We start from the raw sequence: 14,890 nt of genomic DNA on the forward strand, positions 1-14,890 counted from the left end.
GAGCTATTTCCCATTCCAAAATCTTTTTTCCGCGTGCACCAAAGCCTTGTTATTTTTTTCAGCGTTACTTTGTGAAGTACTCGAACCCTTTTTCGCGTCCCAAATGTAAGCTTTTTGAGCGGTCAGTGAGAAAAGTTGATTGATTGCTCTGGCGAAACCAGAATCTTCGGCCACAAAAGAGGTTTTATCAGCAGGAGAAATAAAAGCCACAGTATTTCCATACACTGAAAGCAGATAGTCTCCATCAATTTCTGGAACCAGTAAAACTTCCTGGTTTTTCGAAATTTTCATTTGTTGTAGTTTTTCTCTGGTCAGTGCACTGTCCCGCAACACGATTCGTGAGGCAGGACCCTTTTCAAAGTAAGTTTGTAAATCGAATGGTTTTCCACCGGAAGTTTTTTCGTTTGTGATTGCAATCACTGTATTGGCGTGACCTTTTGCTGAAAGTATTTGTTTGTAGACAGTTTTAATACCCTCAACGCCCTCAAAAACATTCATCGCTGTTTTGCTGGAGGTTTTTTCTGGGCGAGATAATTTTTGAAGATCAGCGGAAATTTCCTTGCCGATTTTTAAAACTTCACTGGCTTCCTTAAATCGAGCTTCGGCGATTTTTGTTAACCGCTCTGGTGCGACAGGGGAGAAGATCTTAATACCGCGACGTTCAGAAACACTTACAAGACCCCTTTTTGAAAGAGATTCGATTAACACATAGGCGGTACTGCGATTGATTTGAGCTCGTTCTGCCACGTCAGTTACTACCGAACTGCCGAGTTCGAAAAGGGCTTTGTAGATAAGCGCCTCTTTGCCCGAAAGACCCAATTTTTGAAGTTTTTCGACTACCATGTTTGATATTATACACGAACAACAAAGATTTATGAAACTCCAAAAGAAAGGTCAGGTTAGGCGAAAGGTAGAAGTTATCCACATTTTACTTTGAGTTTCATTGGCGTAAACTTAGGGTACAAAATAAGTTGATAATGTTTAACAATAATTTTATGACTAAACTTCAAAAAATTTGGCTTTGGGTATCGGTTGCGATGTTTGTGGTGCCGGAGGTGTTGTGGAGCCCGGTTGTAAATTTAGTTTTTGATTTTTTACAAAATAGTAATAATATAAAAATTTTAAGACCAAATTTTTTAACGAATTCAGACAACATAGGTTCCTTACTATCTATATTAGCCTTTCAATCAATAGGCCTAATATCTAGCTTAATTCCGGTGTTTAAATCAAAATTGCCCACTCCTTTAAGATTTTTTATAATTTTTGTGTTATCGGTAACCTTGATAATTACCACCTGTCTCTTTTTTTTCGGATACTCGTTGCGTCATGGAATTAGTTTTTAATATCGCTTAGATTTTTAGCTGACGATTTGTTGCCCAAAGTCTACCCCCCCCAGAAAGAGGTTTTTTTTCAACTTAAGTATGAAAAGATATTTATTGTTATCAACAGTTGACAACAATTTAATATCTTTTAAACTTAAGCTAGTGTTCAAGTTTATTAGTTATTAAAATTTAATGAATAAAAAGCTTCTTTTTGTTTTCGCAATTCTTTTCTCTTTATTTTTATATTCATCTGCTCATGCTTTTATTGCATTTCCATTTTTTAATATCACAATCAATAAGGTTGCTGTTGGCGGAGATGACAATTTTAATTTTCACATACTAGCCACTCCAGCTGGTAATGCCCTTCCATATCTTAATGATCAGTTTAGTGTTCAAACCGAAAGTGGAACTGGTTCAAGTTTGTATTCTCATGTAACTGGAGATGGTGACCATTATTATCTTACGGAGAACTCCTTGGAAGGGTGGAAAAATACAGATGTGACTTGTAGCAGTAACAACCCGAATGTTACAACTTCTTTTGTTAATGGAAGACTTGCCATTATTGCGCGTCAATACAGTTCTATTGAATGTACTTTTACAAACACAAAACAAGTTGAAAAAACTCCAGTTTTGATTGTGCCGGGGATATTGGGGACTAATCTTGAAAAAGATGGGGGAAGGTTGTGGTTAGATTTAAATCACAATTTAATTGACGTTGGGGATCAATTTATGGACCCACTTCAATTTAAAAACAACTTAACGCCAATAGATACAAATTTGATTGTGGGTGACGTGGTTGGCAAGCCAAGCACTTTTTATAATTATACCGATGGCCTTATTAAAGACCTCCAATCCCAAGGCTACACCGAAGGGGAATCGGCAACTTCGACCTTATTCACTTTCCCATACGATTGGCGCTATGGGGTAACGGGAAATTATCCCGATGGGAAAACCAATGTTGATTTACTCCAACAGAAAATTGAAGACATTAAAACACTTACGGGTAGTGATAAGGTAGATATTATTGCTCACAGCACAGGCGGATTGATCGTCAAAAAATATATTGAAAATAATCTCAGCGGCCATTCCATCGACAAAGCGGTTTTTGTTGGTGTACCAAATCTTGGCGCACCAAAAGCCGTCAAAACTCTGCTTCAAGGTGACAATTTCGGAATCCCATTTTTAGCCGATGAAGAGATGAAGAAAATTTCAGCAAATTTGCCTGTGGCGTATGAACTTGCGCCGAGTGAAAGCTATGTTACTAACAACGGCAGTTACATTAAAATTTTTACCTACAATTTTCCACATAATTCAGAAAAAGATTTAAGTTTCAGCGAGGTAAAAGACTTTTTGGTGTCAGATCACGGCCTCAATTCTTTGGCGGTAACTAATGCAGTTGCGTTGCATTCAAGTATTTTTGATTATTCGGACCCACGCAACGCAGGAGTCGATGCGTATTCTATTGTCGGGTGTAAAAGTGGAACTCTTTCTACAATAAAAGAGTTCAGAAAAAATGATGGGCAAACTGTTTTGTATCAAACTGATGATACGACAGGGGACGGGACGGTGCCAATGACCAGTGCCGAAAGCTTGCCAGTTTATGACGATCATCTTTTTTATGCGCCCAAGGTTGAACATGGGAAAATGCTGAGCGCTGATGGTGTTCGGCAGAAAATTGTAAATATTATAACCGGCGGCGCACTCCCTGTTGGTGGCAAAGTGATTTCGAAGCCAGAGCTTGAAGATGATCCAACACAATGCGAACTTCACGGACATTGGTTTGGAATTTTTAGCCCGGTTTCGATTGCAATTACTGACGAAGTGGGTAATCACGCAGGGCTTGCCTCTGACGGCAGTATCCAAAATGATATTCCAGGAGCTGATTATCAGATAATGGGCGAGCATAAATTTATTTTTCTTCCCGATGATGCGGGGCAAACCTACACAATTGGTCTTACGGGCACTGGAGATGGAACATTCACGTTCAAAGACCAAAAGATAGATGGTGGCCAGCCCGGAGAGACGCAAGCGTTTGTAAATATTCCCGTAACACAAGGCGCGAGTGGGGGTATTGCGGTGGGAGAAGCCGTAGGGGAAACTGTTTTGTCTTTCGACACCAACCACGATGGAAATCCAGAAATTATTCCCACGTCAGCTATTTTAAATTCTGAACAATCACAAGATGTCACGTTACCAATTTCCACTTCTACAATTTCGGGTGTTGTGGGAAGCGCTGGTTTTTATCGAAGTGATGTTACGGTCAGGCTTTCAGCGAGCGATCCGGTTGTTTCAGGTCAGGAAAGTAACACCTCTGGCGTTTTGGAGACTAAATACAATCTCGATGGTGCTGGGTTTCAAATGTACAGTGCGTCCATGTCAATTTTAATTTCCACTGAAGGTTTGCATACACTCAAATTTTTCTCTACTGATAAAGCGGGCAATAATGAGCAGGAGCAAATTGTTACTTTTAAAATAGATAAAACTGCGCCAACAATTAAAATTATTTCGCCGGTGCAGAAGGACTATCTTCGTTCGGACTCAATTGTTGTAAACGCCACTTCGAGTGATAATTTTTCCGGAGTTTCTATGTTTGGTTTAGCTTTTGACACCAGAAAAGTTAAAAATACTGATGCTGTTGATTTGTTTTATGAAAAACTCGGTGATCACTCGTTCTTTGCAAGCTCAACCGATTTCGCCGGCAACGCTATTGCATCGTCAACTCAATTTAGAATTATCGCCACACCCGCCAGTCTCATTTCCGATATCGAACGCGCCTACACACTTGGTTGGATTACTAACAAATCAACTAGAGACAGTTTGATACTTCAAGTTAAAGCTTCAACCATTATCGTAAAAAAGTTAGGGAACAACGTACCCGCGCTCGATAAAATTCTCGGTAAACTTTTCCTCAAAGAATTGGCCGCGTTGCATCCAAAATATGTAAACGGTAAGGCATATACCCTTTTGACAGAGGATACTAATTGGTTGATCAACAATTAAAAGCTAAAGCTAAGCTAGAACTGTGAAGTTGACAGTTTTTGAGAAGCTGGTACGATTGATTTAGGTTGAAAATCACAATATCCATATCTAGTTCCTCTGAAGGAATGCGGATTTGCGCGGAACAAACGCGGAAAGACGCTGAATCAGGGGGTTGGGGCTAGGTTGCTGGGCGGAAGCTTGGCGGATGGCCTGTGCGCAAGTGCAGGTCCGGTGTCCTCCGTAACCAAGGGAAAATTGATGTCGTTCCGAGCGCAAGCGAGGGAGTCTGAGTCAATAAGGTTTTGGTCATGCTCCATGTTCTATGGTTCATGTTCCATGACAAAGCAGGGTGGCACCACGGGTAATTTATCCTGAGAGAAATCGAAGGAAGTAAATCTCGTCCTTAGCATCGCAACATTGTTGCGGTATTGAGGACGGGATTTTTGTTTTCTCAACAACAACGAAAGGCAGTTCTCTATGAATGAAAAAAATGAGCCCTTCCGCAAGTTCTGTGTATCCTGTCAGATGGAAACAGAATTTGTAAGGGTTGGTCAGACTGATCCATCGGGCGGCACTTGGTTGACTAGGCCAACTTCGGAACCACTGTTGCAATGTCTTAGGTGCAAAACAGTGACCTCCAAAAGTTCTGCCAGAAAAAGATCACGATCGACGGGTTGGTAGATGGTAAACAAAAATCGTTCTCAAAAAGTTCTTTAATATGAGCGCACTCACATTACACGAGATACCACATTCTGGTTTCTCAATCCACGCAGTTCTTTGTTCTTGCGACAGCGAGCCCAGGACATTTGAGTTTGAAATACTCGACACGGGACACGTGAGGTGTCCGAAATGTTATCATATCCTTGTGTTTTGCAAGCATTGCAGCACTTTCACTGCTGACCAACGAGGAGAAGAAAATTTTTCCATTGAGTTTGGTAGCGGTCACACTTGGGTATGTTTCGGCTGCGGTAAACCGAAGTATGCGTGACAGATATGTACAAAGTCTTTCCCCAATTTTGCACCTCGCTGCAAAATTGGGGAGGGCTTATTTTTAAATTAAACCACTATAGGTTAATTAACAAAATGAAAAAAACAAAAGAAAAATTTGACGGACATTTTGGAAAATTTGGTGGACGCTACGTTCCCGAAATGCTTATTCCCGCACTCGAAGAGCTTGAGGCTGAGTATGAAAAAGCCAAAAAAGATCCAGAATTTAAAAAAGAATTTGAGTATCACCTTGAAACGTTTTCTGGTAGACCAACGCCATTAACTTTCGCTAAAAATTTAACCGAAAAACTTGGTGGCGCGAAAATTTATTTTAAAAATGAAGGTCTTAATATTACCGGGGCGCACAAAATTACTCACTGCATCGGCCAAGCGCTTCTCGCTAAACGCATGGGTAAAACTACTCTGATTGCAGAAACTGGAGCGGGACAGCATGGTGTTGCTACGGCAACTGTAGCGGCTAAATTTGGATTTTCATGCAAAGTTTTTATGGGCGCAACGGATATGGCTCGCCAACGACCGAATGTTTTTTTGATGGAGCAACTAGGCGCCACTGTTATTCCTGTTGAGTTTGGTTCGAAGACCTTGAAAGATGCGGTGAACGCTGCGCTTAAGGACTGGATTGAGAATGTTACAACCAGTCACTATCTTTTAGGTTCAGTGGTGGGACCACACCCATATCCTTCGATGACCAGAGATTTTCAAGCGGTGGTTGGGAGGGAAGTTCGAAAACAGATTGTAGAAGCTGAAGGAAAATTACCTGATTATATTATTGCGTGTGTTGGTGGTGGAAGTAACGCAATGGGAATTTTTAATGAATTTCTAGCTGACGCGTCGGTTACACTTTTTGGTGTTGAAGCTGGCGGACGAGGAAGAAAAGTTGGCGAACACGCCTCTCGTTTTAATGGCGGGTCGGTCGGAGTTGTCGAGGGTTTCAAGTCATTTTTCTTACAGGATGACGACGGACAAATTCAAAAAACTCATAGTATTTCGGCCGGACTTGATTATGCAGGAATCGGGCCCCAATTGGCATATCTAAAAGAGGAACGCAGGGTTGAATTTCATTCTGCGACTGACATTGAAGTGCTCGGAGCTTTCAAGCACTTGGCGCGAACAGAGGGAATTATTGCGGCGCTTGAGTCGCTTCATGCTGTAGCCTACGCTATAAAACTTGCCCCAAAACTTTCTAAGGAAAAAATTATTGTAGTGAATGTTTCAGGTCGAGGTGATAAGGATCTTTTTATTCTGACGGAAGCTCTCAATGACCAGGGGTTCAAAGATTTTTTACGAACAAAAGTACAATAAATATATGAATCCTATTGATAAAAAGTTAGAGGAAATAAAAAAAAGAGGAACTGTTGGTCTTATGACCCACGTAGTGGTCGGGTACCCCAATCTTAAAATGACAGTTGAGATCGTAAAAACTATGGCAAAAGCCGGAGCTGATTTTGTTGAACTTCAAATACCATTTTCTGATCCGTTGGCGGATGGGCCAACAATCATGAAGGCGTGTGAGAAATCTCTGGAACAAGGTACCAAAGTTTCTGATGCTTTCATCGTTGCTAAAAAATTATCGCGCGAAGTTAGTGTCCCGCTTTTGTTTATGGCGTATTTTAATACGGTTTTTGTTTATGGTGTGGAAAAATTCTGCACAGAAGCAAAAGTCGCAGGAATTTCAGGTCTCATTGTGCCCGATATGCCCCTTGAGGAAGAAAGTCGTGAACATTTGGAGGGGTATGCTAAAAAAAATGGATTGTATCTTTTGTCCGTTGTTGCGCCCGTGTCTACAAAAGATCGGTTACAAAAAAATGCTCTCGTTGCGAGAGGTTTTGTCTATTGTTCCGCCCGGCAGGGAATTACAGGGGCGAAAAAAAGTTTGGATCCAAATTTAACCAAGTATTTAAAAACCGTTCGGCGTTTCTTTAAAATTCCAGTCGCGGTCGGTTTTGGCATTTCCCGTCGAGAACAAGTTGATGTAATCGCCGCTTATGCCGACGTTGTGGTCGTTGGGAGTGCCATAATCGATCTTATACACAAATCAGACTCAAAAAAAGTGCTTACAAATGTTGAGCACTTTGTCAGAGAGCTCTGTGTAAAGAAATAGGGTTTTATGTGTGGAGAAGGGCTCGGTTGTTTTCTGCTATAATAAGTAGCAAATGTTCATCGAAGAGAAACAATTTAGGAATTTTATTCAGGATTCCGGTTTAGTAACTAAAGCTGATCTTGAAGAAACTGAAAAAGAAGCGGACAAAAAAGACGAAAGCGTCGGTTCTATTTTGGTGAGTAAGGGCAAAATTACTGAAGACGAGTTGAGGAAAATCCAAGCGTATATTTTAGGGATTACATTTGTGGATTTGAAAGATCAGAAGATTGATTTCGAGGTACTCTCCATGATTCCCGAACCGATTGCGCGCAGTCACAACATTGTGGCGTTTAAAAAGACCGCTGATAGTTTGGAAGTGGCCATGCTCGATACCGATGATTTGGCGGCTATCGACTTTATCAAAAAGAAAGTTCATTTGAAGATTCTATCGCGATTGACTGACACGGCTTCTATTAAAAGCGTTCTTTTGCAGTATCAAAAAAGTCTTAAGGCGGAGTTCGGTGATATTATTCAGAAAGAATCAGCCTCAATAAAAATTAGCGCAGATTCAGAAGGTGGCTCAAACATGAGCGCCAATGAGTTGAAAAAGATGGCGGAGGATTTGCCGGTTATTCGAATTATCGATACTTTGCTCAAACATGCGGTGTTGCAAAATGCTTCGGACATTCACATTGAGCCGATGGAAAATCAGGTGCTCGTTCGGTATCGAATCGACGGAATTTTGCACGACACGATGACCCTGCCGAAAAACGCTGGGGACAGTATCACGGCGCGCCTCAAAGTGCTTTCGAATTTGAAACTCGATGAGAAAAGATTGCCACAAGACGGTCGGTTCAAAGTTGATCTAGGAAATGAAAAAGTTTCTTTCCGCGTTTCTATTTTACCGACATATTATGGAGAAAAAACTGTTATGCGTTTGTTGCGAGAAAGTGCTGGCGGGTTTACGCTCGAAGGTCTAGGATTTCACGGCGAATCATTGGAAAAAATTCACGCAGGCATGAAATTAAAAACCGGTATGATTTTGACCACCGGCCCTACAGGTTCAGGAAAAACCACGACGCTCTACACCATTCTCGATATTTTAAATACCCCAGAGGTTAACATTTCCACCATTGAAGATCCTGTCGAATATCAAATGGCTCGGGTCAATCAAACGCAAGTAAAGCCTGAAATTGGTTTTACCTTTGGATCGGGATTGCGTTCTCTTGTGCGACAGGACCCAGATATTGTGATGGTGGGAGAAATTCGCGACAATGAAACGGCGTCGTTGGCAGTCAACGCGTCACTCACTGGACACTTAGTGCTTTCGACACTGCATACCAACTCGGCCGCAGGGGCTATTCCTCGACTTGTCGATATGAAAGTCGAACCCTTTTTGATTGTTTCGACAGTGAACGTGGTTATTGCGCAACGATTGGTGCGAAAATTGTGCGCCGTGAAGGATAAATATTTTTTGGACAAGGCTGCGCTTGCTACGCTCGCTAAGTCAGTTGATTTAAACCGAGTTTTAAAAGAATTGAAAGATGAAAAAATAGTAGATAAGGATGCGATCTGGGAAAAAATTCAATTTTATAAACCAAAACCTTCCGCCGAATCAAAAGACGGTTACAGTAGTCGCGTCGGCATTCACGAAACTTTGAAAGTGACGAGCAGTATCAAGGAGCTTATTTTGCGGGGCTCGCCATCAGACGTGATTGAGGCGCAGGCTCGCAAGGAAGGAATGCTCACTATGCTCGAAGACGGCATTTTCAAGGCGGTGATGGGGCTGACAACAATTGAGGAAGTGTTCCGCGTGGTGTCAGAGTAGTTTTGAAGTTATGAAATTTAAATTTAAGGCACAAAAAGCCAACGGGGAAATGTACGACGATGTGCAAGAAGCCGTCGATAAATTTACCCTGTATCGGAATATCAAAAAGGCTGGTGATGTTGTGATTTCTGCTACTGAAATTACACCCGCTCAAAAGTTCGACGTAATGAATTATTTGAAATTTCTCGGCAAAGTTAAGACCCATGACAAAATCACTTTCGCTCACAATTTGGGATCAATGCTCGAAGTGGGGTTGCCACTTTCCCGCGCGCTGACGGTGATTGAGAGACAGAGCAAAAAGAAAAGTTTGCAAGACTTGATGCTATCGTTAAATGATAATATCAAAAAAGGTAAAACCTTAAGTCAAGGAATGGCCGAATTCCCCAATGTGTTTTCGAAACTGTTTATTTCAATGGTTAAAGCCGGAGAGGAGAGCGGTAGTTTGGCCAGCTCATTGAAGGCCGTGGCCTTGCAAATGGGAAATATGTACGATTTGGAGAAAAAAATTCGTGGGGCCATGATTTATCCAGCAATTATTTTGACGGTTATGTTGATTATCGGAGGATTGATGCTTACGTTTGTTGTTCCTACGTTAACAAAAACATTCAAGGAACTAAAGGCAGAATTACCTTTTTCCACACAGATTATTATCACTATCAGTGATTTTCTTAGAGATCACACCCTCCTCGCTTTCGGGGGCCTTATATTATTTTTTGTTTCTCTCTATTATTTTTTGAAAACAACTATTGGCCGAAGAGTTTTTGATTTTGCGATTCTCCGGATACCGCTCATTTCCACTTTGGTAAAAGAAACCAATACCGCTCGTACCGCGCGCACATTATCATCTCTACTTTCAGCGGGAGTTTCTGTAACGAGTGCAGTTAGCATTACGAGCGATGTTTTGCAAAATTCATATTACAAAGAGGTTTTGTTGGTTGCGGAAAAAAATATTGAAAAGGGTTCGCCGATGTCTGTTGTGTTTGTTGAACGTGAAGACTTGTACCCGCCATTTCTTTCAGAAATGTTGGCGGTAGGCGAGGAAACTGGAAAAATTTCTGAAATGCTCTCTGGTGTGGCCACCTTTTTTGAGGACGAAGTTTCTCAAAAAACTAAAAATATGGCTACAGTTATTGAGCCATTTCTCATGGTTTTTATAGGCGCCGCTGTCGGATTTTTTGCTTACTCAATGATCACTCCGATGTACACGGTTCTCAATAATGTTTAGGCGTTGTTATTATTTTTGAGTTTCTTGATGAAAACAATAGCGCCGAGAGCGGCAATGCCAAGAAATGCCGGTAGCATCCAAAGTTTTGAAGCGCCACTTTTGGCAGTCGGGGCGTCAGGTACTTTTGTATTTTCATCAGGATTTTCCGTCGTCTCATTTTCAGAAGTTTCGGCTGAGAGTTTTTGATCGTAGCTAAATCCTGAACTTCCTGTGGAATTTATATTTCCAGAAATATTTGGCTTGATGGTCGAGTCTGGCATCGGTTGGAGGGTTTTGCTGTCGGGAAACGTAGCGTAGACAATAGCCTCAGCGTTTTGTGTCAGTAGTAAAAAAAGAGTGGTTACGATAACAAAAAATATTTTTTTTGTGTTCATTTTCATGTGTTAATCGCTTAACCAGCTTATGATTTGATAGCCAGAAGACGAAAGAGGAAAACTTGGCGGAGGAGCATAGAGAAGATTGCTGTCGTAGACGTCATTTGTCGTTTGATATCCCGAGGCGATGAGGCCAAGTGGAGTGACATATGACCACGTCCACTGACCAAACGACATGATTGATCCGAAAATGGTAATGCTGTTTTTGACGTTTCCTGTGTGGTGGAAAATTTCAACACTACCATTTTGGGAGATCATGGCGGCATCAATTTCAATGTCGTTGGAGGAGTGACTTGTTACGACCACATCTTTTTGTGCAATTAATCCTAAAACATTTGTTCCGTCTTTGGCCGCATAGATGATGTTGTCTGGAATGTAAATAGTTGGAGCGGTCGCAGGATTATATGGCAGGAGTGCCGCGGCAACTGTTGCGCGTCCATTGACCGTACCCTCTACCCACACTTTATCCTCAACATAAATGATGCCGTTGGCAGGGATTGCTTGGGTAAATTGTAGACTTCTGTTGTTGTAATCAGTAAACTCGTTGTGAGCGACGCCGTTTACATCCCAGCCTGGCAGATTTCCTTTTAAATTTGTCACTTTGTAAACACTGACAGTACCAGCGGCATTAAATACCAACGAGTACCCTTGAGCATTTGAAGGAGGAAGATACATTCCTCCACTTTGAGCGTTGCTTTTGATGCTTGCTAGATCTGATGTTAAGGAAGAGAAGTCAACGGCGGGTACAGGAAATTGCCAGAAATTTTTTACCGATTGATCCGCGTTACCCCAAACTCCGTTTTTGGTAGTAGGACACGGGTTACCTTGAGATGTGGGGCAGGTGTAGGTGGATTTTGCAGAACCTATCGGCGCATTGCCAACACCATCAAAACGTACGCCGTTGTTTGATTGTAATTCTCCACTGACCGTTTCCATGTCGCCAATCCAAATCACATCGTTGCTCAGAAAAGAAAATTTTGCGAGTGATGGAATGCCGTAGCGTGCTGTAATGCTGCGCGTGATGTTGGGGTTGCGCGTGGTCGCTCCTTCGGATCTGATTGTGACGATTGTTGAGCCGGCTAGCGGTGGGGTAATGGTGAGGGTAAATTGACCAATGGTTTCTTGGGTATCGAAGTCGACATAGTTGTGGGTGTAGGGTCCGGTCGCATTTGTTCCGTCTTTATAGTCGCTTGGAAAATGCGCGAGATGCCACTGATAATAATTTATTCCTGTTTCGGCGATTTGAAGGCTTTGTTCACGATCGATAGTTGCTACCAGTACTCTCACAGCTCCGGCGACAAAATTAATAACGGGAAGCATCATTAAAGAGAAAACAAAAATGATGACGAGGAGGTAGATCAAGGTGAAGCCACGAGGAGATGGAACACGCAACACAGAACATGGAACAGGGGGAAGTGAGCGGGGAGAAGAAGCCCGCGCGCAAAGCGCGCGGGCTTCTTCTGGTTTTCTGTTACGTGTTCTATGCTCCATGTTATATGTTTCTTAATTGCCGAGGTTAGTTTTCAAATTTCTGATTGTTGCTCCACCGGTAACGATAAAAGTGCTCGTGGAATTTTTAATATCCTGATTGATTAAAATCATGTTTATTTTAATAAATTTTACCATAGTTAAATTGACTGGTTGAGAAAGTGGCGTGCTTGTGCCGGCGTAGTTACTGTCGTAATAGTAAAACACCGGTGTGGCTCCTTGAGAGAGTCCTGTTTGGACGATTTTCACTACTTCAGAAGAGGTGTTGTAGGTTGGAGGAGTGCCCGTCGGAGTGATTACCCCCTTGTATAATTTATTATTTGAGAGGTAATAGCGAAGCCTATAAATGATTGAGTTTGGCGCACCATACCCTGAATACAAAATAAGTTGGGTACTGCTGGCTTCGCTGATGGGGTACGAACCGCCGTTGCCCACGGTTGCGGTCCTGACTTCATTGGTAAAATCAAAAATTACTTTTCTGGCTTGGTTAGTACTACTGACTGCAAGATTTTGTTGCCTGGCTGTGTTGAAGGTGGTTTGAAAGAGCGCCGCGATTCCACCGATCAGCATCGAAAAAATAAATATAGCCATGAGCATTTCAAGTACTGTAAATCCGCGCTGGTTGCGCATGGAATTTTTTTGCACTACGGCAGTCTTAAAAAGTTTCATGATGCGTGTGGAGTTAATGTGAGAGTAAGATTTCGAGGGTCCCATATCCAGAGACGTTTACAGGGTTAATTATTTGAGTTTGATAGTCACTCAGACTCACTCTGACTTGATAATTCGTGTTTTCAAGGTCTGGGAACATGGCCTGTCCCGGAGTAAAACATCCTGAAACGTAATTGACGCTGATGCTCGTCAGCACAGGAGTTTTAGAATTGTCAGTCGTTGAAAGAAAAGTTTTGTATCTGAGGTAGCGCATATTGTTATTACTCGAGTGTATTGTTGTTCCGGGGACAGTGAAGTATGTACCGTTTGTACCGTCAGGTCCGACATAGTTCCATGTTGCATTGTCACTGTTGGTGGCGATTTGAAATTTAACGGTCGTTGCAGGATCTTGCGAGGTTGGCTGCCAAAGGAGGTTGGTGTATTGGGTTTCTGTTGTGCCGGTATCAAATGTTGAAGATTCAAGAGATCCCGCCATAGCGTATGAGACACCGCCATAATCGGCGAGCCTTAATCCAGACGGAATACCAAGCGTATTTACATTGCCATCATCTTGAAAATATTTGCTTGGGTTAACGAAATTAACTTGGCCCGATCCATCTGACCACTCTTCCTGGCTCCAGACACTGCCGCTTGTCATCTCGGTGACATCAAATACGCTTGGATCAGTCAGGTTTACACTTGCGCCTTGAAGGGGGTTCCCGGTCGATGAATCTTTTACGATTACCAAGAGGCTGTTGTCGGTTTTTGGTCCAAGCACAAGCGTGTATGTCTGGCTGGTGTCCGGCAAAATATTTATTTGTTGAATTGGAGATGAACCATAAATCATGTAGGTATTCCCAATCAGCGCCGGAGTATAACTGTCCCATTCCAAGTTTGGAAGAGAAATTTGTCCGCTACCATTTGAGGTGTAGGAGTTATTAAATTTATAAACACTTGGGGTTCCAATCAACTTTGCCCCGCGTACCCCAAGTCCGACATTTGGAATGGCGGTGCAGGTTTGGTTTAGGGTGTTGAAAACTAAATCACTCAAAAGATCGATTGAAAAACTTATCTGAGTAGCTTGGCCCGCGAGGATGGTGCCGTCGGGCTTGGTCGGGCTCGGATTGCCAACACTAATTGGGTAGGTTTGGTCGGTGGAGTAACCATTTTTTGTGACTACAACATGATAACTATTGGCGCTGGCAGGTAAACCAACTTCAGCCCAGTTACCTTGGGCGTCACTGGTTCTTGTCAGATTGATATCGGGAACAAGGCTTGTGTTGGTGATGGTGATGGTGGCATTTGGTACCGGCTGGCCAACCGCATCAAAAACTTTTATCGAAAGCGCTCCGCCTCCAGTTAAACCCTCAAGGCCTTTTGGGGAGAGTGTGCTTAAGAAACTCGTCGTGACATTTGTCAGAGTATTTTTAATATATAGCTTGAGTTGCTTGTAGTCGTTTGGTGAGATGTCAGTGCCAGCGAGAATCGTACCATCAGCGGGATCATCGATGTAGGTAACGACATAATAAATTTGGTAGCTGGTGCCGTTTATGGTTGCGTTAGTAGGACTTGCAAAGTCTGGAAGGTTTCCATGTGGGTTACCGTTTTCTGTACCGATTTGAGAGTACGGAAGATTTCGAGCGATTTCTAAGTACTGATCAGCGAGCCCGGAGAGTGTCGTATTTTCGCGAAAATTTCGGGATTGTCGAACCAACGCCAGCGCTGTCGTGGTGACTGCAATAAGTAATAATGAAAATACTGCAAGACTGACAAGACTTTCAACCAGCGTAAACCCCCGACTTTTCTCAGCGTGAGCTTTTTGGTTTTGCGTTCCAATTTTAGAGGAGAGCATGGTGGTACTATTGGCAGTATTTTACCATGATTTCCGGATGAATTATAGAGTATTTTGAAATCCAGCGCTTCTGTTTTTTGTGCATG

The 14,890-nt window shown here is 42.3% G+C and carries 10 protein-coding genes; 5 read left to right on the top strand and 5 right to left on the bottom strand.

Annotated elements, in window-relative coordinates:
- Window positions 1–3: 3 nt before the first annotated feature.
- Window positions 4–843, bottom strand: coding sequence for a helix-turn-helix domain-containing protein (locus V4467_01825; GenBank protein MES2087710.1), 840 nt, complete (start codon window positions 841–843; stop codon window positions 4–6).
- A gap of 671 nt (window positions 844–1,514) precedes the next feature.
- Between V4467_01825 and V4467_01830 the strand changes: the two genes are divergently transcribed.
- From V4467_01830 to V4467_01850, 5 genes are all read left to right on the top strand, one after another.
- Window positions 1,515–4,322 (top strand): hypothetical protein, encoded by a 2,808-nt coding sequence (locus tag V4467_01830; protein MES2087711.1) that lies wholly within the window; start codon window positions 1,515–1,517, stop codon window positions 4,320–4,322.
- Between the two features lie 1,062 nt (window positions 4,323–5,384).
- Window positions 5,385–6,611: a tryptophan synthase subunit beta gene (gene trpB, locus V4467_01835; GenBank protein ID MES2087712.1), complete on the top strand. Its 1,227-nt coding sequence runs from the start codon at window positions 5,385–5,387 to the stop codon at window positions 6,609–6,611.
- A 4-nt stretch (window positions 6,612–6,615) separates the two neighbouring features.
- Complete coding sequence (gene trpA, locus V4467_01840) at window positions 6,616–7,410, top strand: tryptophan synthase subunit alpha (protein MES2087713.1); 795 nt, start codon at window positions 6,616–6,618, stop codon at window positions 7,408–7,410.
- Between the two features lie 52 nt (window positions 7,411–7,462).
- Entirely contained in the window at window positions 7,463–9,217 is a 1,755-nt protein-coding gene (locus V4467_01845; protein ID MES2087714.1) for a GspE/PulE family protein, read from the top strand.
- 10 nt (window positions 9,218–9,227) lie between these two features.
- Window positions 9,228–10,442: a type II secretion system F family protein gene (locus V4467_01850; GenBank protein ID MES2087715.1), complete on the top strand. Its 1,215-nt coding sequence runs from the start codon at window positions 9,228–9,230 to the stop codon at window positions 10,440–10,442.
- On the opposite strand, the gene V4467_01855 is transcribed toward V4467_01850, so the two are convergent.
- Genes V4467_01855 through V4467_01870 form a run of 4 tightly spaced genes read right to left on the bottom strand, consistent with a single transcriptional unit; the run spans window position 10,439 to window position 14,804 of the window.
- Window positions 10,439–10,822 (bottom strand): hypothetical protein, encoded by a 384-nt coding sequence (locus tag V4467_01855; protein ID MES2087716.1) that lies wholly within the window; start codon window positions 10,820–10,822, stop codon window positions 10,439–10,441. The genes V4467_01850 and V4467_01855 overlap by 4 nt on opposite strands.
- 3 nt (window positions 10,823–10,825) lie before the next feature.
- Window positions 10,826–12,307, bottom strand: coding sequence for a pilus assembly PilX N-terminal domain-containing protein (locus tag V4467_01860; protein MES2087717.1), 1,482 nt, complete (start codon window positions 12,305–12,307; stop codon window positions 10,826–10,828).
- A 12-nt stretch (window positions 12,308–12,319) separates the two neighbouring features.
- Window positions 12,320–12,973: a prepilin-type N-terminal cleavage/methylation domain-containing protein gene (locus tag V4467_01865; GenBank protein ID MES2087718.1), complete on the bottom strand. Its 654-nt coding sequence runs from the start codon at window positions 12,971–12,973 to the stop codon at window positions 12,320–12,322.
- Between the two features lie 13 nt (window positions 12,974–12,986).
- Window positions 12,987–14,804 (bottom strand): carboxypeptidase regulatory-like domain-containing protein, encoded by a 1,818-nt coding sequence (locus V4467_01870; GenBank protein MES2087719.1) that lies wholly within the window; start codon window positions 14,802–14,804, stop codon window positions 12,987–12,989.
- Window positions 14,805–14,890 lie beyond the last annotated feature (86 nt).

The sequence above is a fragment of the Patescibacteria group bacterium genome (assembly GCA_040390045.1).
Lineage (GTDB): Bacteria > Patescibacteriota > Minisyncoccia > Phycocordibacterales > SIBU01 > SIBU01.

Bases quoted from the DNA above. Each gene is read 5' to 3' on its own strand.
- V4467_01825 (MES2087710.1), bottom strand. From the start codon at position 843: ATGGTAGTCGAAAAACTTCAAAAATTGGGTCTTTCGGGCAAAGAGGCG.
- V4467_01830 (MES2087711.1), top strand. From the start codon at position 1,515: ATGAATAAAAAGCTTCTTTTTGTTTTCGCAATTCTTTTCTCTTTATTT.
- trpB (MES2087712.1), top strand. From the start codon at position 5,385: ATGAAAAAAACAAAAGAAAAATTTGACGGACATTTTGGAAAATTTGGT.
- trpA (MES2087713.1), top strand. From the start codon at position 6,616: ATGAATCCTATTGATAAAAAGTTAGAGGAAATAAAAAAAAGAGGAACT.
- V4467_01845 (MES2087714.1), top strand. From the start codon at position 7,463: ATGTTCATCGAAGAGAAACAATTTAGGAATTTTATTCAGGATTCCGGT.
- V4467_01850 (MES2087715.1), top strand. From the start codon at position 9,228: ATGAAATTTAAATTTAAGGCACAAAAAGCCAACGGGGAAATGTACGAC.
- V4467_01855 (MES2087716.1), bottom strand. From the start codon at position 10,822: ATGAAAATGAACACAAAAAAAATATTTTTTGTTATCGTAACCACTCTT.
- V4467_01860 (MES2087717.1), bottom strand. From the start codon at position 12,307: ATGGAGCATAGAACACGTAACAGAAAACCAGAAGAAGCCCGCGCGCTT.
- V4467_01865 (MES2087718.1), bottom strand. From the start codon at position 12,973: ATGAAACTTTTTAAGACTGCCGTAGTGCAAAAAAATTCCATGCGCAAC.
- V4467_01870 (MES2087719.1), bottom strand. From the start codon at position 14,804: ATGCTCTCCTCTAAAATTGGAACGCAAAACCAAAAAGCTCACGCTGAG.